This is a genomic window from Streptomyces sp. NPDC005931 (assembly GCF_042871235.1).
Taxonomy (GTDB): domain Bacteria; phylum Actinomycetota; class Actinomycetes; order Streptomycetales; family Streptomycetaceae; genus Streptomyces.
Genome location: NZ_JBIAIG010000003.1, coordinates 436,062 through 454,869, shown reverse-complemented (window position 1 = coordinate 454,869; position 18,808 = coordinate 436,062). Strand labels below are relative to the sequence as shown.

The following is an 18,808-nucleotide window of genomic DNA, read 5'->3' as shown; positions in this document are numbered from 1 at the left end:
CTCCTCTCTCCTCATGGGCGTCGGGGCTCGGAGAGGTCGCCGAGTTCACCGTGTTCGCCGAGTTCGTCGAGTTCGTCGAGTTCGCCGAGGGCGTGCAGCACCTCGTGCGGAGTGATGCGCAGCAGTGCCGGGTCGGGGCGGCGGCCGTGCGGGTCGCCCTCGGGGCCGTGCCAGAGGGCGATGTGGCGCGGGTGCGCGGGCGGGCCCCACCGGCTGGGCGCCACCGGGCCGAAGAGGGTGACGGTGGGGGTGGCCTGGGCGACCGCCAGGTGGGCGACGCCGGTGTCGCCGCTGACCACGGCGTGGGCGTCGGCGACGAGGGCGGAGAGCCGGTCGAAGGGCAGCCCGCCGCCGAAGACGTCGGTGTCGGGCAGCCCCGCGAGCTTGGCCAGCCGCGCCACGAGGTCGCCCTCGTCCGCTCCCCCGGTGACGACGACACGGTGTCCCCGTTCCCGCAGGGCGGTCGCGACGGCGGTGTACCGCTCGACGGGCCAGCAGCGGGCCGGCGAACCGGCGCCGGGGTGCAGCACGACGGCGCCGGGGGCCGGGGAGGGGGTCGGGGGGCGGGGCAGCCTCAGGTCGGCGGGGTCGGCGTCGATGCCGTAGGCGCGCAGCATCCGGCACCAGCGCTCGCGTTCGTGCTCGTCCGCGTACCACGGGGGGCCGTCGACCTCCGGGGTCTCCGGGTGGGCGAAGGCCAGCAGCCGCAGAGGCCGCAGCCGCATCAACAGACGGTGGCTGGGTGGCCCGTTGCCGTGCAGGTCGACGGCGACGTCCGGGGGCGGCCCGGTCCAGTCGAGGGCCCGGGGCACGGCCCGGCCGGGCGCAGAGGCGGGCAGCACCCGGTCCACGGCCCCCGTGGCCTCGGCGGCCGGTGTCAGCTCGGCGGGCGCGGCCAGCACGAGTTCGTGCCCGGGGAACGCCCGCCGCAGCGCCCGCAGGGCGGGTACGCCGGCGAGCAGGTCACCGAGTCCGAGCGCCCGCAGCACGAGCACCCGCGGGCGTCCCGCCCCTTCGGTGCCCACGCCACGGTGAGCAGCGGCGAGCGCACCCGCCGCCCCCGGCCCGACACCCGTCCCGCCGTCCCCGCCGCTCCCGGGGCGGGCCGCACCCGACGGCCGCACGGGCCGCACGGGCGTGCCCGCCGCCCCCACGTCGAGCCGCGTCACGCCCGCACCCCACCCGGCGCAACGACCGCCCGAAGCCCCCGTGGTCCCAGCGGACCGCGCCACCGCCCCCACGACAAGCCCTGCCCCGCCCGCCGCCCCCACCGCGAGCCCCGCTCCGAGACCGGTCGTCTCCGGGCCCGGGTCGACGTGAGGAGGGAGCCGGAGTGGGTCGAGCCCCTCGCCGGGCACCTGTTCAAGCGCGCTCTCGCCGGGGCCGCCGGGAGCGCCGCCCGGACACCCCGTGGTCCCCGCGCACCGCACGGACCGGCCCGGCACGCCCGCCCTCCCCGCGACGAGCCCCGCCCCGCCCGCACCACCACTCCCGCCGGGCTCGGCGGACCCGGCGGGCGCGACCGGCGTGGCCGGCGGTGGTACTGGGCGCGGCGGCGTCCCCGCGGGTTCTCCGGGCGTGCGCCCGGTGCCCTGCGTCCGCCTCGTGCCGTGCGGCCGCATCGCGCCGCCCGCGGAGCGTCGTCCGTTCACCGCAGGCCCTCCGTCGCCCGGGCGAGCATGCGGGTGGAGGAGCGGCCGTCCAGATACGGCAGGAGGACGGCCTGACCGCCCCACTCCTGGAGCAGGACCGCCTCGGGGAGGTCGGCGGCGGCGTAGTCGCCGCCCTTGACCCAGACGTCGGGGCGCAGGTCGGTGAGGAGGCGTTCGGGAGTGTCCTCGTCGAAGACGGCCACCGCGTCGACGCAGGCCAGGGCGCGCAGCACGCGGACGCGGTCGGCGAGCGGGTTGACCGGGCGGCCGGCCCCCTTGCGGCGCCGTACGGACGCGTCCGAGTTGACGCAGACGACCAGGCAGTCGCCCAGCTGCCGCGCGGCCTGGAGGAGTCCGACGTGCCCGGCGTGCAGCAGGTCGAAGCAGCCGCCCGCCGCGACCACCGTGCCGTGGGCGGCGCGGATCCGGCCCGCGAGGGCGAACGGGTCGCCGCCGTCGGGCAGCGGGTCCGGTGCGGCATCGGCGGCCGGCAGGGCGCCCGCGCCGCCCGCACCGACGAACGCGGTCGCCGCGGCGACCGCCCCCTCGACCGCCTCCCCCACCAGCGCCCCGTCGGCCAGCATCCCGGCGGCGGTGGCCGCGAAGCGGTCCCCGGCGCCGCAGCTGTCGCCGTGGTGGGCGGCGCAGGCGGGCACGAGCAGCGGGTGCTCGCCGTACGAGAGGAGGGCGCCGCGTGCGCCCAGGGTGACCGCCACCGCGGCGGCCCGCCAGTGGCGTACCAGCGCGGCGGCGCTGTGCGCGGCGGCGGCCAGGTCCCGGCGTGGGGTCGCGTCCCCGGGGGCCAGGGCGTGGGCCTCCTTCTCGGCCGGGGTGACCAGCCGGGTGCCGGGCGCCGGGGGGCCGCCGCGCGGGTGCGGGTCCCAGACGAGCGGCGGGCGGGCGGTGAGCTCGTCCCGCAGGGCGTCGGCGCTGCCCCGGCCGTAGTCGGAGACGAGGACGGCGGACGCCTCTCGGACGGCCTCACGGGCCTCCACGGTGGCCTCGCGGACCCGCCCGTCCCCGCGATCGAGGCGGACCACGGGCCGGTCCGCCGCCAGGACCCGGGTCTTCTCGGGCAGGGGCCCGGTCAGCGGCAGCGGGACCAGGGTGACCCAGGGCTCCAGCAGCCGGCGCAGCTCACGGCCGGCCGGGTCGTCGCCGATCCCGGTGACCAACGTGACCTCACGGCCGTCGCGGGCGGCGAGATACGCGGTGAGCGCGGCGCCGCCGGGTCGTACGGCCTCGTCGCAGCCGTCGAGGACCGGGACGGGCGCGTCGGGCGCGAGCCGTTCCGCCCGGCCGGTGACGTCCCGGTCCAGCAGCGCGTCTCCGACCACCAGGAGAGGGGCCCTGCCGTTCGGGCGCTTCGCGCGCCTGGTAGCACCGTTCATGTCACCTCCCGCCCGCCGCTCGCCCGAGTCCGCCGTGGCCGTCGCGCCACCTCCCGGTCTCCAGCGCCGCGTCGAAGGCGGCGCAGATCATGTGCACCGCCACCAGGTGGAGTTCCTGCACGGTCGCCGCCGTGGGTGCCTCCACGCACAGGGACTCGTCGCTGCCCGCCATCAAGGGGTTGGGGGCGGGCCCGGTCAGGGCCCAGACGCGCAGCCCCGTCTCGCGGGCCGCGTCGGCGGCGGACAGCAGGTTGGCGCTGGCGCCGCTGGTGGACAGCAGCATCAGGACGTCACCAGGGCGGCCGTGGGCGCGCACCTGGCGGGCGAACACCGCGTCGACGCCGTAGTCGTTGGCGATGGCGGTGGTGCTGGAGGTGTCGGCGTGCAGGGCGATCGCGGAGAACGCGGGCCGGTCGTCGCGGTAGCGGCCGACGAGTTCCGCGGTCAGGTGCTGGGCCTGGGCGGCGCTGCCGCCGTTGCCCGCGGCCAGCAGCCGGCCCCCGGCGGTGAGGACGTCGGCGAGCCGCTCGCCCCACCGTGCGGTGACGGGCGCGGAGGCACGGAATCCCCGCAGGGCGTCCCGGAGTTCGTCGCAGTGCCCGGTGACGGGAGGGTGCACGGTCATCAGGCCACCTCCTTCGGGATCACGTGTCCGGTCGTCATGCGCCCGGTCGCGTACGTGGTCGCATGTCCGGTCGTCGTGGGAGGGGTGAGCACCTGCCGGTGGACGTCCTCGACGCCGTCGGCGACGCGCCGCCAGGTGTAGCGGGCGAGGACACGGGCGCGGCCCGCGCTGCCGTAGTCGCGGCGCCGCGCGTCGTCGGCGAGCAGGTCGCGGACGGCGGCGGCCACCGCCTCCGGATCCTCCGGCGGGACGAGCCGGCCGGTGGTGCCGTCGGCGACGCTGTCTCGGTGGCCGCCGACGTCGGTGGCAACGACCGGGACTCCGCAGGCCATGGCCTCCAGCGGGACGATGCCGAACGGTTCGTAGACCGGCGTGCACAACACCAGGTCGGCGCTGCCCATCAGGGCGGGCATGTCCGCCGGGTCGACCGCGCCGATCAGCCGGACCCGGTCGGCGACCCCGGCACGGTGGGCGAGGTGCCACAGCCGCCGCGCCTCCTGGTCACGGGCCAGCCGGTCGGCGGGTGGGCCGCCGGCGACCACGAGTTCGGCGTCGGGGATGCGCGTGAGCGCGCGGACGGCCTGCTCGTAGCCCTTGCGGCGGACCAGCCGGCCGCAGGTGAGCAGCCGGTGGCGCTGCCGGCGCGGCGGTACGGCCGCGCCGGGACGCGGGGCGGCGGCCGCGCCCGGCCGGAAGTGTTCGGCGTCCACACCGCACGGCACGACCGACACGTGGTCGGCGGGCACTCCCATCGCGGCGAGTTCGCTCACCTCGTCGGAGCAGGTGGCCAGTACGCGGGCGCAGGCGAGGGCGATCTCCCGCTCCGCGGCGAGGCGTTCGGGCGGGCTGGTGTCCCGCCAGCCCTGGTGGCGGCGCTTGACGGTGCCGAGGGCGTGGAAGGTCTGCACGACCGGGATGCCGTGCGGGCGGGCGCCGAGCAGGGCGGCCCTCCCGGACATCCAGAAGTGGGCGTGCACGACGTCCGGCCGGTCGTGGCGCCAGGCCCGCGCGAGATGTGCGCCGAAGGCGGGCATGTGCGGGAGCAGGTCGTCCTTGGGGACGGCCTCGGGCGGGCCGGCGGGCACGTGCTCGACTACCGCCCCGCCGGGCAGCGGCACCCGGTCGGGCAGGCCGGTGCCGTCCCGGCGGGTGTACACCGTGACGTCGTGGCCGCGCCGGGCCAGCTCCTCGCTGAGCCGGGCCACGTACACGTTCTGGCCGCCGGCGTCGACGCCGCCGAGCGCGGCGAGCGGGCTCGCGTGCTCGGACACCATGGCGATCCTCATCGGGTCACCTCCTTCAGCAGCCGCTCCCAGTCGTCCAGGAAGCGGGGCAGCCCGTAGCGGGTGAGCGCCGCCGCGCGTGCGCCCTCGCCGACGAGGCGGGCGTGCAGCGGGTCGGCGACGAAGTCCCGTACGGCGTCGGTCAGTACGTCGATCCGGTTGGAGACCACCCCGGCTCCCGGGGGGACGGCCTCGGTGACCTCGGTGGTGGCGAGCGCGACCACGGGCATGGCGAGGTGCATCGCCTCCAGCAGGGACAGGCCGAGGGAGGTCCAGCGGACCGGGTGGACGTAGACGCGCCGGCGGGCCATCGCCGCGTGCAATTCCCGCTGGGTGAGTTCGTGGGAGCGAAGACGTCCGGACGGGAGCCCGAGGTGGCCGGCCAGGTTCTCGGTGCCCATGCCGAAGACGTCGAGCGGGGCGGCGGCGGCGAAGGCCGGGAGCAGGTCGGTCCCGGTCGTACGTCCGCGGCGCACGGGCTCGTTGACGACGACGGCGGCGTGCGGCAGCTCTCCGGTCCACCGGGGGCCGGGGTCGACGATGCCGTGCTCGATGACGGTGGCCGGGGCGGAACCGGCGTCCCACATCAGGCGGTTGAAGTGGGTGACGTGGACGAGGGTGGCGCCGGGGATGTCCGCGGCGGGGTGGCGGGTGTCGGGCACGTCGCCGTGCGGGGCGTTGTGCTCCAGGTACACCAGCGGCGGGCGGCGGCCCAGCCACGCGTCGACCAGGGCGAGTTCGTGCGGGCGTTGCAGCACGACCACGTCGATCTCCTCGTCCCGCAGCCGCTCCGGGGGCACCTCGACGACCGAGTCGGGCCAGTCGAAGGTGCGGGCGCGGCCGAGGCCGTCGGGGCCGCGGTCGGGGGTGACCGGGACGACGTAGGTGTGCGGTCCCTGGACGAAGGCCGTGGTCCAGGAACCGTGCACGTGCCAGAGCAGGATCCTCATGTCACCTCCACGAGCTTGTCGACGGCGGCCACGACGTCGAGCGGGGTCACGGTGTCCAGGCAGGGGTGGCCGGGCACCGGGCACTGCCGGGCGCGGCTGTCGGCGCACGGAGCGTTCTGGTCGCCGAGCAGCACGTACGGCACTCCGTACGGCCGCCAACGCTCGGCCGGGACGACCGGCGCGAACAGGGAGACGACGGGGGTGCCGACGGCGGCGGCGAGGTGGGCGGGGCCGGTGTTGCCGGTGACCGCGCAGGCGGCGCCGGTGAGCACCCCGGCGAGTTCGCCGGCGCCGGTGCGTCCGCCGAGGTCGAGGGCCCGGCCGCCGGCGACGTACGCGGTCAGGTCCCGCTCCCCCGCTCCGCCGGTCACCACCACGCGGTGTCCGGCGGCGGCCAGTTCGCGCACCGCCTGCGCACAGCGCTCGGGGCTCCAGGCGCGGGCGGGCACGCTGGCGCCGGGGTGGACGACGACGTAGCCGGGCGGGCCGGTCAGGTCCTCGGTCGGGGGCGGCGGGAGCACCCGCAGTCGTCCGTCGTCGACCGGCGGGAAACCGGCGGCCCCGGCGAGGTCGAGCGCGGCCTCGGCCTCGTGGGCGTGCGGGGCGCGGTGGTGGCGGACGTCGAGGAGGGAGCCGGGGTAGTCCTCGCTGTCGGCGGCGACGAAGCGCACGCCGGCCAGGCGCAGCAGCAGGGCGGTGGGCAGGGGGGACTGGTGGAAGGACGTGAGGACCAGCGCGGTGTCGGCGCCGGTGGCGGCGACGGCGTCGACGAGTGCGTCGACGTCCTCGCGCCGGACGTCGGGCGGCTGGAACCCGACCCAGGGCGCGTCCCACACCAGCACCTCCGCCACGCCGGGCAGCAGCCGCGCGGCGGGCGCTCCGTGCGGGCCGCACAGCAGGGTGACGCGGCCGGCCCGGGCGGCGACGGCGCGTACGGCGGGCCCGGCGAGCAGGACGTCACCGAAGCTGTCGAGCCGGGCGATGAGCGCTTTCACACGCGCCTCCCGGGGGCTGCGGCACCCGCGCGGGCCGTGCGGGTGCGTTCGGCGTACGAGGGCTCGTACAGGGGGCGTCGGGGGTCCGCCGCGGGCGCGTCCAGCACCCACTGCACGGCCGTCGTCAGGTCCGGCGCCACGTGGCCGGCGGCGGCCGTCTCCTGCGGGCGGGTCACCGGGGTCGGGACGAGGATGCCGTGGGCGCCCGCCCGGCGCGCGGCCTCGGTGTCCGCGCCGATGTCGCCGACCACGACGCAGTCGGCGGGTCGCACGCCGAGGCGGCCGGCCGCCGCGAGGATCATGCCGGGCCGGGGTTTGCGGCAGGGGCACCCGTCGTCGGGGCCGTGGGGGCACATCTCCCAGACGTCGAAGGGGCCGAGGAGTTCGTCGACGCGCAGGTTGACGCGGTGTGCGTCGGCCTCGGTGAGCAGTCCGCGGGCGATGCCGGACTGGTTGGTGACGACGCCGGTGCGGATGCCGAGCCCGCGCAGCAGGGCGAGCGCCTCGCGGGCGCCGCGGACGGGCCGTACCAGCCGGGGGTCGCCGTTGTAGGGGACGTCCTCGACGAGGGTGCCGTCGCGGTCGAAGAGGACGGCCTCGACGGGGCCCGTGACACGGCTCGGGACGGGGCTCATGGCGCCACCTCCTGCCGGACGGGGGCGGCCCGGTGCCGCCAGGTGCCGCTCAGCCGGTGCCAGGTCGCGGCCGGCGGGATCAGCACGCTGGTGACGAGCATGGTCGTCACCTCGTGCCGGGTGCGCGGCCCGGGGACGATGCGGACCCGGGCGAACTCCGCGGTGCCGGCCGCCCAGCCGAGCCCGGCGAGCGCGGCGGCCCGGGGCCGGCGGGCGGCGGCGAGGAGGAGTGCGGCGGCGCCCGCGGCGGTGATCGCGGCGTGCCGGCGGATCCGGCCGCGCGGGGCGACCGCGCGGTCCCACCAGCCGGGGCCGTGCAGTCGCCGCATCAGCGCGTCGTCGGCGTTGCCGCGCTGCTGCTTCAGGGACACCCAGCGGGAGGCGGGCCGCACGGGGTGACGGGTGGTGCGGGTGCCGCGGCGGATCCGCCATCCGGCGTCGAGGACGCGCAGGGCCAGGTCGGCGTCCTCGCGGAAGGCGCGCGGGAACCGTTCGTCGAAGCCGCCGACCTGTTCGAGGGCGTCGGTGCGGTAGGCCATGTCGGCGGTGATCCAGCGGGCGCTCGCCAGGGAGGCGGTGCCGCGCTCCCAGTCGGTGGGGCGGCGCTCACCGGGCAGGGGCACGGTGACGACGCCCTGGACGCCGGCGGTGTCGGGGGACGCCTCGTCGAGGTCCCGGACGAGCTGTGCGCACCAGTGCGGGCCGACCTGGACGTCGTCGTCGAGGAAGGCGGCCCAGCCGGTGGTGACCTCGCGCAGCCCGGCGTTGCGGGCGGCGGCGGGCCCGCGGCCCCCGGAGGTGACGACGGTGGTGCGCACGCGCAGGTCGCCGAGGACGCCCAGCGGGTGTTCCAGCGGGCCGGGCGTGGGGTCGGGCCGGTCGTCGACGAGCACGATCCGCTCGGGTCGCGGCCCGGTCGCGGCGGCAAGCGCGGCGAGGCAGTCGGCGAGGGTGTCCCGCACCAGGGTGGGGATCACGACGGTGTACGGCGTCATGTGAACGCCTTCCGCCGGCGCACCGCGTAGGGTCCGAGGGCCAGCAGGTCCACGGGGGCGGAGCCGAAGCACTCCAGCGCGTCGCGCGGGTCGTCGACCATGGGCCGCCCAGCGGTGTTGAGGCTGGTGTTGACGACGACGGGCAGCCCGGTGCGCCGTTCGAAGCCGCGCAGCATCCTGGCCACGAGGGGCTCGCTGCGTTCGTCGACGGTCTGGATGCGGGCGGTGCCGTCCACGTGCACGACGGCCGGGATCCGGTCGCGCCACTCCTGGGCGACGTCGTGCACGAAGAGCATGTACGGGCTGGGCAGCGGGCCGCGGGAGAACAGTTCGGCGGCCCGGTCGGCGAGGACCATGGGGGCGACGGGCCGGAACTCCTCGCGGCCCTTGACGTGGTTGAGGCGTTCCAGGTTCTCGGCGCGCCCGGGGTGGGCGAGCAGGGAGCGGTGCCCGAGGGCGCGCGGCCCGTACTCGCTACGGCCCTGGAACCAGGCGACGATGCCGTCCCGGGCCAGTTCCTCGGCGACCGTCCCGGCGATGTCGTCGGGCTTGTCGTAGGGGATCGCGGCCCGGTCGAGCCGGTCGCGCAGTTCGTCGTCGCTCCAGCCGCGTCCCAGGTCGGCGCCGGGCACGGGCCGCGGGACGCCCTCCTGTGCGGCGAGGTGCAGGGCGCCGCCGAGCGCGGTGCCGGCGTCTCCGGCGGCGGGCTGTACCCACACGTGCCGGTAGGGGCCGCGGGCGGCGATCGTGGTGTTGGCGACGCAGTTGAGGGCGACGCCGCCCGCCATGGTGAGCGCGTCGCCGCCGGCCTCCCGGTGCAGCCAGTGCACGAGGTCCAGCAGCACCTCCTCCAGGGCTGCCTGGGCCGTGGCGGCCAGGTCGGCGTGGTCCCGGTTCCAGGGTTCGTCCTCGGCGCGCGGCGGGGCGAAGGCGGCCCAGTCGACGCCGTGGGCGCGGAAGCCGCCGTGGCCGGTGGCGTGGACGTACTCGCGCAGCCGGGGCAGGTGGCGCGGGGTGCCGTAGGAGGCGAGGGCCATCACCTTGTACTCGTCGCTGCTGCGCAGGAAGCCGAGGTGGGCGGTGAGCTCCTCGTGGACCAGGCCGAGGGAGTCGGGCAGCGCCTGGGCGGCGAGGGTGTCGAGCTTGCCGTCGCGGTAGCGGCCGGCCAGGTGGGAGGCGGCCTCGCCGCGGCCGTCGAGGACGAGGACGGCGCTGTCCGGGTGCGGTGAGGCGGGCCCGGCGGAGGCGGCGTGGGCGACGTGGTGGGGGACGAAGACGACCCGGGCGGGGTCGAGCCCGGGCAGGGCCTCGGCGAGGAATTCGGGCGCGCGGCGGGCGTACTCCAGGCGCAGCGGGTCCCAGGGATCGTCCAGCCCCATGGCGCGGGCCGGCCGGGCGAGGGCGGGGTCGAAGGAGTACGTGACCGCGTCGAGGTCCTCGGGGCGCAGTCCGGCGTGGGCCAGGCACCATCGGGCGGACTGCTCCGGCAGCTCCCATGCGGAGAAGGGCACCGGCCGCTTCCCGTGCTTGCGCCGGCTGAAGCGCTCCTCCTCCGCGGCGGCCACCGTCCGGCCGTCGACCACGAGGGCGGCGGCGGGATCGTGGAACAGGGCGTTGATACCGAGGATGCGCATGGGGGGTGGACTCCGTCCCTTGCGATACAGGTGGTACTGCCGGTGACGCGAGTGCCGCGGCACAGCTGTCTCAAACACTTGGAGACAACTCGCATGGGTGTGTCGCGTTCTGTACAGATTTGCCCCTACGGATAAAGGTGCAGGTCAGCCTGCGGCCCCCCTCAGGCGAGGGGAATGGGCCATTCAGGCGGCTACGGAGCGTGAGAACCAGCCGACGGTTTGTGCGAGCCCCTCGGCCCAGCCGACGCGGGGCCGCCGGCCCAGGCGCTCACGGGCCAGGCAGGTGTCGGGGCGGCGCCGGGCCGGATCGTCGGCGGGGCGGTCCACGAACCGGATGCGGGAGGCGGAACCGGTGAGGGCGACGACGCGGCGGGCCGGCTCCAGCATGGTGATCTCCTCGCCGCCGCCGATGTTCACGGGCCCGGCCTCGCGGGAGGCGGCGAGGGCGAGGACGCCGTCGACGGTGTCGTCGACGTAGCACAGGGAGCGGGTCTGACTGCCGTCGCCGGCGACGGTGAGGGGCGTGCCGTCCAGGGCCTGCGCCACGAAGGTCGGCACGGCGCGGCCGTCGCCGGTGCGCATGCGGGGGCCGTAGGTGTTGAAGATGCGGACGACGGCGGCGTCGGTGCCGTGCACCTTGCGGTGGGCGGTGACCAGGGCCTCGGCGAATCGCTTGGACTCGTCGTAGACGCTGCGCGGGCCGACCGGGTTGACGTTTGCCCCAGTAGCTCTCCCGCTGCGGGTGCTCGAGCGGATCGCCGTACACCTCGGAGGTGGAGGCGAGGACCGGGCGGGCGCCGTCGGCGCGGGCGCGCTCGAGGGCGTTGCGGGTCCCGGCGCTGCCGACGTCGAGGGTCCAGGGGGAGCCGCAGGTAGTCGGCGGGGGATGCGGGGCAGGCGAGTGCAGCACGAGGTCGAAGCGGCCGGGGAGGGCGGCGAGGGCGGCCGGGTCGCCGGCGTGGCTGGGCCGACCGGGTGACACGCCGTCGAACGGGCCGAGGGGCAACGGGAATTCCTTAGGATCCCTGCGTGGCCACCTTCCAGCTCCAGCGCACGGCACCCCTGTCCCCGGACGAGGCGTGGCGTCGGCTCACGCGGTGGTCCCGGCACGGCGACGTGGTGCCGCTGACCCGGGTCACCGTGACCACTCCCCCGCCGACCGGTGAGGGCACGACGATCGTGGCCCGCTCGGGCCTCGGCCCGCTCTCCTTCGACGACCCGATGGTAGTGACGGTCTGGCAGCCCCCCAACGGCGACACCCCCGGCCGCTGCCGCCTGGAGAAGCGGGGCCGTGTGGTCACCGGCTGGGCGGAGATCGAGGTACGGCGGGGGCCGGGCGGTCGGGCCCGGGTCGTGTGGCGGGAGGAGATCCGCGTCCTCGCCGTGTCCGCCCTGTTCGACGGCATGGTCGGCCGCGCCGGGCGCCATGTGTTCGGACGGGCGGTGAACCGGCTGCTCCGACAGTCCTGACGTGCCGTCAGGCCACCGACGCGATACCCCCCGAGGTCCCGCCCGGCACCGTGTCGTGGTGGATCGGAGTGTGCGCCCCGGTGAGGGGGACCCCGCTGCCGCCGCGCCGGCAGGCGACGATCTCCGCGGCGATGGACAGCGCCGTCTCCTCCGGGGTGCGGGCCCCCAGGTCGAGGCCGATGGGGGAACGCAGGCGGGCCAGTTCCAGGTCGGTTACGCCGACCTCGCGCAGCCGTGCCTCGCGGTCCAGGTGGGTCCGGCGCGAGCCCATCGCGCCGACGTAGGCCACCGGCAGGCGCAGCGCCAGTTTCAGCAGGGGGACGTCGAACTTCGGGTCGTGGGTCAGGACGCACAGGACGGTGCGGGCGTCGACCGACGTGCGCTCGAGGTACCGGTGGGGCCATGCGACGACGATCTCGTCGGCCTCCGGGAAGCGCGTGTGCGTCGCGAACACCGGGCGCGCGTCGCACACGGTCACGTGGTGGCCGAGGAACTTGCCGACCCGCACCAGTGCCGAGGCGAAGTCGATCGCACCGAAGACGATCATGCGGGGCGCGGGGACGGAGGACTCGACCAGGAGCGTGAGCGGTGCTCCGCAGCGTGAGCCCTGCTCTCCGATCTCCACGGTGCCCGTACGGCCCGCGTCGAGCAGCGCGCCGGCCTGAGCCACGACCGTGCGGTCCAGTTCCGGGTGGGCGCCGAATCCGCCCTCGTACGTACCGTCGGGGCGGACCAGGAGCGCGCGTCCGGTCAGCTCCGCCGGGCCGGTCACGATGCGGGCCAGCGCCGCAGCCTCCCCTCGCGCGGCGGCGGCCAGCGCGGACGCCAGTACCGGGCGGGCGGGGTCCGCCGCCCGCACCGGGGTGACGACGACGTCGACGACGCCGCCGCAGGTCAGGCCGACGGCGAAGGCGTCGTCGTCGCTGTAGCCGAAGCGTTCCACGACGGTCCCGCCGTCCCGGAGCGCCTGGGCGCACAGGTCGTAGACCGCCCCTTCCACGCACCCGCCGGAGACCGAGCCGACGGCCGTGCCGTCGGCGTCCACCGCGAGCGCGGCGCCCGGTTGGCGGGGCGCGCTGCCGCCGACCGCCACCACGGTGGCGACCGCGAAGTCACGGCCCTCCTCGGCCCACCGGTGCAGTTCCTCGGCGATGTCGAGCATCTGTCGGTCTCCTCGGATGCGGGTGCGGATGCGTATTGGGATGCGGATGCGTGGCAGGGGATCGGGCTCCGGCGGCTGCGGCTAGTGGACGCCGAGCCAGCCCTCGATCGGGGCGAGGGCGAAGAACACCAGGAAGACCACCGTCAGCCCCCACATGAAGGCACCGATCTCCCGGGCCCGGCCCTGGGCGGTCTTGACGGCGACGTAGGAGATGACGCCGGCGGCAACACCCGCGGTGATGGAGTAGGTGAACGGCATGATCACCACGGTCAGGAAGACCGGGACGGCGGTGGCGCGGTCGGACCAGTCGACGTGGCGGGCGTTGGTCATCATCATGGCGCCGATCACCACCAGCGCCGCGGCGGCCACCTCACCCGGCACGATCGCGGTCAGCGGCGTGAAGAACAGGCAGGCGGCGAAGAACAGTCCGGTGACGACGGAGGAGAGGCCCGTCCGGGCGCCCTCCCCCGCACCCGTCGCCGACTCGACGAACACCGTCTGGCCCGAGGCGCCGGAGACGCCGCCGATCACGCCGCCCGCGCCGTCGACGAACAGCGCCCTGGACAGGCCCGGCATCCGGCCCTTGTCGTCGGCGAGCCCCGCCTCGGTGCCCACGCCGATGATCGTCGCCATCGCGTCGAAGAAGCCGGCCAGCACCAGGGTGAACACGATCAGGCCGACGGTCATCGCGCCGACCTCGCCCCAGCCGCCGAACTCGACGGCGCCGAAGACCGAGAAGTCGGGCATGGAGACCGCGCTGCCGTGCAGTTCGGGGGCACCGCTCGCCCACTGCTCGGGGTCGACCACCCCGATGGCGTTGAGGAGGACGGCCAGGACGGTGCCGCCGACGATGCCGATCAGGATGGCGCCGGGGACGCCGCGGGCCTGGAGCATGAAGACGGCCAGCAGCGTTACGGCGAACAGCAGCACCGGCCAGCCCGCGAGTTCGCCTCCCGGTCCCAGGATCACCGGGCCGCCGCCGGGCGCCGCGTTCTCGTGCACGAACCCGGCCTTCACCAGGCCGATCAGCGCGACGAACAGGCCGATGCCCATGGTGATCGCGTGCTTGAGCGGCAGCGGGATCGCGTTCATGATCATCTCGCGCAGGCCGGTGACGACCAGCAGCATGATGACCACGCCGTACATCACGCACATGCCCATCGCCTGCGGCCAGGTCATCTCGGGCGCAACCTGGGAGGCGAGGACCCCGGAGACGGACAGGCCGGCGGCGAGCGCGAGCGGCACCTTGCCGACGAAGCCCATCAGCAGCGTGGTGAGGGCGGCGGCGAGCGCGGTGGCGGTGATCAGGGCGGTGCGGCCGAGTGTGTGGCCCGCCGCATCCTCGCCGGACAGGATCAGGGGGTTGAGCAGGAGGATGTACGCCATCGCCATGAAGGTGGTGACGCCGCCGCGCACTTCGCGCGCGACCGTCGACCCTCTGCGGGAGATGTGGAAGTACCGGTCGAGCCAGGACCGTCCGGCGGGGACGCGGGGTCCCGCGCCCGCGTCGTCGGCGGTGGTCCTCGGCTCCAGGGACTGGTGGGTCATAAGGGCCTACTCCCAAGGTTCACAGGGGCACCCGCGGCTGCTTTCCGCCTGTCGCGGGATTTGGAAGTGCCAGACCCGGGGGACGGCCCGGTACTGCACCTGGGTGGGGACCGGCGCCGGGGCGGTCGTCTCCGCGACGGCTGCCCGGCGTCGGGGCGCCGCTGTCGCCACCCGTGCCGTCCTGGGGGTCTCCCCGGGCCGTTCGGGCACCGGGGGGCGGCACGCGTGCCCGCAGCGGCGAGCGGTGTGGTCTCCCTCACCCGGTTCCGGTGAGGTGTTCCGGGCGGACGGGCGTCCTGTTCAGCTCCAGCCCCGTCGCGTTCCGGATGGCCGCGAGGACCGCCGGGGTGGACGACAGGGTGGGGGCCTCGCCGACGCCGCGCAGCCCGTACGGCGCGTGGTCGTCGGCGAGTTCGAGCACGTCGACGGGGATGGTCGGCGTGTCGAGGATCGTGGGGATGAGGTAGTCCGTGAAGGAGGGGTTCTTCACCTTCGCGGTCGTCGGGTCGACGACGATCTCCTCCATGACCGCCACGCCCAGTCCCTGGGTGGTGCCACCCTGGATCTGGCCGACGACGGACAGCGGGTTGAGCGCCCTGCCGACGTCCTGCGCGCAGGCCAGTTCGACCACCTTGACCAGACCGAGCTCGGTGTCGACCTCGACCACGGCACGGTGCGCGGCGAAGGAGTACTGGACGTGGCCGTTGCCCTGTCCGGTGCGCAGGTCGAAGGGCTCGGTCGGCCGGTGCCGCCACTCCCGCTCGACCTCGACGGCCTCGTCGCCGAGGACGTCCACCAGGTCGGCCAGCACCTCGCCGCCGTCGGTGACCACCTTGCCGCCCTCCAGCAGGAGTTCGGCGGTCGCCCAGGCCGGGTGGTACGACCCGAACCTGCGCCGACCGAGCTCCAGCACCCTTTCGCGGACCAGTTCGCAGGCGTTCTTCACGGCACCGCCGGTGACGTAGGTCTGCCGCGACGCGGACGTCGAACCGGCCGATCCGACCCCGGTGTCGGCGGGGTGGATGGTCACCCGGGCGACGCCGAGTTCGGTGCGGGCGATCTGCGCGTGGACGGTGACACCGCCCTGGCCGACCTCCGCCATCGCGGTGTGCACGGTGGCGACGGGCTCACCGCCGGCGACCTCCAGGCGCACCCGGGCCGTCGAGTAGTCGTCGAAGCCCTCGGAGAAGCCGACGTTCTTGATGCCGACCGCGTAGCCGACACCGCGGACGACGCCCTCGCCGTGGGTGGTGTTGGACAGACCGCCGGGCAGCTGGCGCACGTCGGCACCCTCGCTGGACTCCCACTGGCGCTCCGGAGGCATCGGCATCGCCTTGACGCGGCGCAGGAGTTCTGCGACCGGCGCCGGGGAGTCGACCGGCTGCCCGGTGGGCATCAGCGTGCCCTGCTCCATGGCGTTGAGCTGCCGCAGCTCGACCGGGTCCATCCCCAGGCGCGCCGCCAGCCGGTCCATCTGGGCCTCGTAGGCGAAGCACGCCTGGACCGCGCCGAAGCCGCGCATGGCGCCGCAGGGCGGGTTGTTGGTGTAGAGGGCGATGGCCTCGATCTCGACGTCGTCGACCTTGTACGGGCCGACGCCGAGCGAGGAGGCGTTGCCGACCACGGCCGGGGAGGCGGAGGCGTACGCGCCGCCGTCGAGGACGATCCGGCACCTGACGTGGGTCAGCCGGCCGTCACGGGTGGCCCCGTGCTCGTAGTACAGCTTGGCGGGGTGGCGGTGGACGTGGCCGAAGAAGGACTCGAAGCGGTTGTAGACGATCTTGACGGGCTTGCCGGTGCGCAGGGCCAGCAGGCAGGCGTGGATCTGCATGGACAGGTCCTCGCGCCCGCCGAAGGCGCCGCCGACGCCGGCCAGCGTCATCCGTACCTTGTCCTCGGGCAGGCCGAGCACGGGCGCGATCTGGCGCAGGTCGGAGTGGAGCCACTGGGTGGCGATGTAGAGGTGGACGCCGCCGTCCTCCTCGGGCACCGCGAGCCCGGACTCCGGTCCGAGGAAGGCCTGGTCCTGCATGCCGAAGGTGTACTCGCCCTCGACGATCACGTCGGCCCGCTCCCGGGCGGCCGCGACGTCGCCGCGCACGATGGGCTGGCGGTGGACGATGTTGGGGTGCGGGACATGGCCGATGTGGTGGTCGATGCGGTTCTCGTGGACGAGGACCGCGTCGGGGGCGAGCGCGGAGGCCTCGTCGGTGACGACGGGCAGCTCCCGGTACTCCACCTTGATCCTGGCGGCGGCGCGGCGGGCGGTCTCCGGGTGGTCGGCGGCGACGACGGCGACGGGCTCGCCGTGGTGGCGGACCTTGCCGTGCGCGAGGACCGGGGTGTCCTGGATCTCCAGGCCGTAGTTCCTCACGTCGGTGGGCAGGTCGTCGTACGTCAGGACGGCGTACACGCCGGGCGTGGCGAGGGCCTCGGAGGTGTCGACGGAGACGATCTCGGCGTGGGCGACGGTGGAGCGCAGGATCTGGCCCCAGAGCATGTCCTCGTGCCACAGGTCGGACGAGTAGGCGAACTCGCCGGTGACCTTGAGGGTGCCGTCGGGGCGGAGCGTGGACTCGCCGACGCCGCCCCTGGTCTGCGAACCCTGGGTGATCCTGGTCGGGGTGCCGTTGGGGGAGGACATCATCGAACCGCCCCTCCCTGCCGGGCGGCGGCGAGGCGGACCGCGTCCATGATCTTCTCGTAGCCGGTGCAGCGGCACAGGTTGCCCGACAGCGCCTCGCGGATGTCCGCGTCGGTCGGGTCGGGGTTGCGCTCCAGCATCTCGTCGGCGGCGACGAGCAGGCCGGGCGTGCAGAAGCCGCACTGGACGGCGCCGGCGTCGATGAACGCCTGCTGGATCGGCGAGAGTGCCGCGTCCGAGGAGATCGCCCCCTCGCCGGTGTGGGAGTCCTGCCCGTGGGCGGCCCACTGCCGCGCGTCCTGGAGGGACGTGCCGCAGGCGCCGGTGCCGCCGCCCTCGGCGCGCTGCCTGGCGAAGTCGGCGAGGCCCTCCACGGTGACGACCTCGCGGCCCTCGGCCTGGCCGGCGGCGACCAGACAGGAGCACACCGGCACGCCGTCCAGGCGGACCGTGCAGGAGCCGCACTCGCCCTGCTCGCAGGCGTTCTTGGAGCCGGGCAGGCCGAGCCGCTCGCGCAGCACGTACAGGAGGGACTCTCCCTCCCAGACGTCGTCGGCCTCCTGCGGGCGTCCGTTGACGGTGAGGTTCAGTCGCATCAGGCAGCTCCCTCCGTGAGGCGGCGGGCGCCGCGGTACGACTCCCAGGTCCAGGTCAGGGTGCGGCGGGCCATGACGCCGACGGCGTGCCGGCGGTAGCTCGCGGTGCCGCGGACGTCGTCGATGGGGTTGCAGGCGGCGGCGCACAGGTCCGCGAACTGCTTGGCCACCGACGGGGTGATGATCTTTCCGTTGTCCCAGAAGCCGCCCTCGTCGAGCGCGGCGTTCAGGAACTCCTCGGCAGCCCCGGCCCGCACGGGGGTCGGGGCGGCGGAGCCGATGCCGGTGCGGACCGTGCGGCTCGCGGGGTGCAGGGCGAGGCCGAAGGCGCACACGGCGATGACCATGGCGTTGCGGGTGCCGACCTTGGAGTACTGCTGGGGGCCGTCGGCCTTCTTGATGTGGACGGCGCGGATCAGCTCGTCGGGGGCGAGCGCGTTGCGCTTCACGCCGGTGTAGAAGTCGTCGATCGGGATGCGGCGGGATCCGCGCACCGACTCGGCCTCGACCTCGGCGCCGGCGGCGAGCAGCGCCGGGTGGGCGTCGCCGGCCGGGGAGGCGGTGCCGAGGTTGCCGCCGACCCCGCCGCGGTTGCGGATCTGCGGGGAGGCGACCGTGTGCGAGGCGAGGGCGAGGCCCGGCAGCTCGGTGCGCAGCTGCTCCATGATCCGGCTGTACGGGACGGAGGCGCCGAGCCGTACGCTCTCCTCACCGGTCTCCCATTCGTAGAGATCGCCGATGCGGTTGAGGTCCATCAGGTACTCGGGCCGGCGGTGGTCGAAGTTGATCTCGACCATCACGTCGGTGCCACCCGCAATCGGCACAGCGGTGGGGTGCTCGGCCTTCGCGGCGAGCGCCTCCTCCCAGCTGGCGGGGCGAAGGAAGTCCATGACCGGCTCTTTTCTTCGTCTCGTGGGTCGTGCGGATCGAGCCAATCCGTGTGCGGCGGGCGCGGCTCGGGCGTGTGCTGTTCGCTCGGGGTGGGCTCAGTACACCGCCGGGTGAGCGGCCCGGGTCAGTCACGGAAACCATGAAGGGTTTGGCTGGCCGGCGAGGGCATCTTGTAGATTCGTATGAACGGAGGCCGTCTGTAACCTCCCCACCTTCCTCCGGAAACAGAGGACACGGTCCAGGAGCCGGCCGGCACCGTTGATCAGCCACCCACCGGGCCCTCGCCGGAGGATTCCCTGACGATCCATCGTAGATATCGAGACAAAGAACGGCGGCG

The 18,808-nt window shown here is 75.2% G+C and carries 15 protein-coding genes and 1 pseudogene; 1 reads left to right on the top strand and 15 read right to left on the bottom strand.

The features are described from left to right. Nucleotides 1–11 precede the first annotated feature (11 nt). The 10 genes and pseudogenes from ACFYOV_RS09570 to ACFYOV_RS09525 form a co-directional block, all read right to left on the bottom strand. The gene (locus tag ACFYOV_RS09570; protein ID WP_389085615.1) at nt 12–1,025 is read right to left on the bottom strand and encodes a glycosyltransferase family 9 protein; all 1,014 of its coding nucleotides are present in this window, start codon (nt 1,023–1,025) and stop codon (nt 12–14) included. A 623-nt stretch (nt 1,026–1,648) separates the two neighbouring features. Further along, on the bottom strand, nt 1,649–3,043 hold the full coding sequence (gene rfaE2, locus ACFYOV_RS09565; protein ID WP_389084965.1) for a D-glycero-beta-D-manno-heptose 1-phosphate adenylyltransferase: 1,395 nt from the start codon (nt 3,041–3,043) through the stop codon (nt 1,649–1,651). A gap of 1 nt (nt 3,044) precedes the next feature. After that, complete coding sequence (locus ACFYOV_RS09560; protein ID WP_389084962.1) at nt 3,045–3,668, bottom strand: SIS domain-containing protein; 624 nt, start codon at nt 3,666–3,668, stop codon at nt 3,045–3,047. Then, a complete protein-coding gene (locus tag ACFYOV_RS09555; RefSeq protein WP_389084960.1) occupies nt 3,668–4,954 on the bottom strand; it encodes a glycosyltransferase in 1,287 nt (428 codons plus the stop codon). The genes ACFYOV_RS09560 and ACFYOV_RS09555 overlap by 1 nt, the downstream gene beginning before the upstream one ends. Further along, on the bottom strand, nt 4,951–5,901 hold the full coding sequence (locus ACFYOV_RS09550) for a glycosyltransferase (protein ID WP_389084957.1): 951 nt from the start codon (nt 5,899–5,901) through the stop codon (nt 4,951–4,953). Before ACFYOV_RS09550 ends, ACFYOV_RS09555 begins: the two co-directional genes overlap by 4 nt. After that, a complete protein-coding gene (locus ACFYOV_RS09545; RefSeq protein ID WP_389084954.1) occupies nt 5,898–6,896 on the bottom strand; it encodes a glycosyltransferase family 9 protein in 999 nt (332 codons plus the stop codon). The genes ACFYOV_RS09550 and ACFYOV_RS09545 overlap by 4 nt, the downstream gene beginning before the upstream one ends. Beyond that, entirely contained in the window at nt 6,893–7,531 is a 639-nt protein-coding gene (locus tag ACFYOV_RS09540; protein WP_389084952.1) for a D-glycero-alpha-D-manno-heptose-1,7-bisphosphate 7-phosphatase, read from the bottom strand. The genes ACFYOV_RS09545 and ACFYOV_RS09540 overlap by 4 nt, the downstream gene beginning before the upstream one ends. After that, nucleotides 7,528–8,526 carry a glycosyltransferase family 2 protein gene (locus ACFYOV_RS09535; protein WP_389084950.1) on the bottom strand — a complete coding sequence of 333 codons (999 nt, stop codon included), beginning with the start codon at nt 8,524–8,526 and terminating at the stop codon, nt 7,528–7,530. Before ACFYOV_RS09535 ends, ACFYOV_RS09540 begins: the two co-directional genes overlap by 4 nt. Further along, nucleotides 8,523–10,160, bottom strand: a complete 1,638-nt coding sequence (locus tag ACFYOV_RS09530) for a carbamoyltransferase (protein WP_389084948.1) — start codon at nt 10,158–10,160, stop codon at nt 8,523–8,525. Before ACFYOV_RS09530 ends, ACFYOV_RS09535 begins: the two co-directional genes overlap by 4 nt. A gap of 183 nt (nt 10,161–10,343) precedes the next feature. After that, nucleotides 10,344–11,118 (bottom strand): annotated as a pseudogene (locus ACFYOV_RS09525) (NAD-dependent epimerase/dehydratase family protein); the annotation flags it as partial. A gap of 71 nt (nt 11,119–11,189) precedes the next feature. Between ACFYOV_RS09525 and ACFYOV_RS09520 the strand changes: the two are divergent. Further along, the gene (locus ACFYOV_RS09520; RefSeq protein ID WP_389084946.1) at nt 11,190–11,630 is read left to right on the top strand and encodes an SRPBCC family protein; all 441 of its coding nucleotides are present in this window, start codon (nt 11,190–11,192) and stop codon (nt 11,628–11,630) included. Nucleotides 11,631–11,637: 7 nt separating this feature from the next. On the opposite strand, the gene ACFYOV_RS09515 is transcribed toward ACFYOV_RS09520, so the two are convergent. The 5 genes from ACFYOV_RS09515 to ACFYOV_RS09495 form a co-directional block, all read right to left on the bottom strand. Next, entirely contained in the window at nt 11,638–12,792 is a 1,155-nt protein-coding gene (locus tag ACFYOV_RS09515) for an XdhC family protein (RefSeq protein ID WP_389084943.1), read from the bottom strand. A gap of 81 nt (nt 12,793–12,873) precedes the next feature. Next, complete coding sequence (locus ACFYOV_RS09510; protein ID WP_389084941.1) at nt 12,874–14,340, bottom strand: NCS2 family permease; 1,467 nt, start codon at nt 14,338–14,340, stop codon at nt 12,874–12,876. Between the two features lie 256 nt (nt 14,341–14,596). Then, the gene (gene pucD / locus ACFYOV_RS09505) at nt 14,597–16,984 is read right to left on the bottom strand and encodes a xanthine dehydrogenase subunit D (RefSeq protein WP_389085613.1); all 2,388 of its coding nucleotides are present in this window, start codon (nt 16,982–16,984) and stop codon (nt 14,597–14,599) included. Next, entirely contained in the window at nt 16,984–17,580 is a 597-nt protein-coding gene (locus ACFYOV_RS09500) for a (2Fe-2S)-binding protein (protein ID WP_389084939.1), read from the bottom strand. The genes pucD and ACFYOV_RS09500 overlap by 1 nt, the downstream gene beginning before the upstream one ends. Further along, nucleotides 17,580–18,470, bottom strand: a complete 891-nt coding sequence (locus tag ACFYOV_RS09495) for an FAD binding domain-containing protein (RefSeq protein ID WP_389084936.1) — start codon at nt 18,468–18,470, stop codon at nt 17,580–17,582. The genes ACFYOV_RS09500 and ACFYOV_RS09495 overlap by 1 nt, the downstream gene beginning before the upstream one ends. Nucleotides 18,471–18,808: the final 338 nt, after the last annotated feature.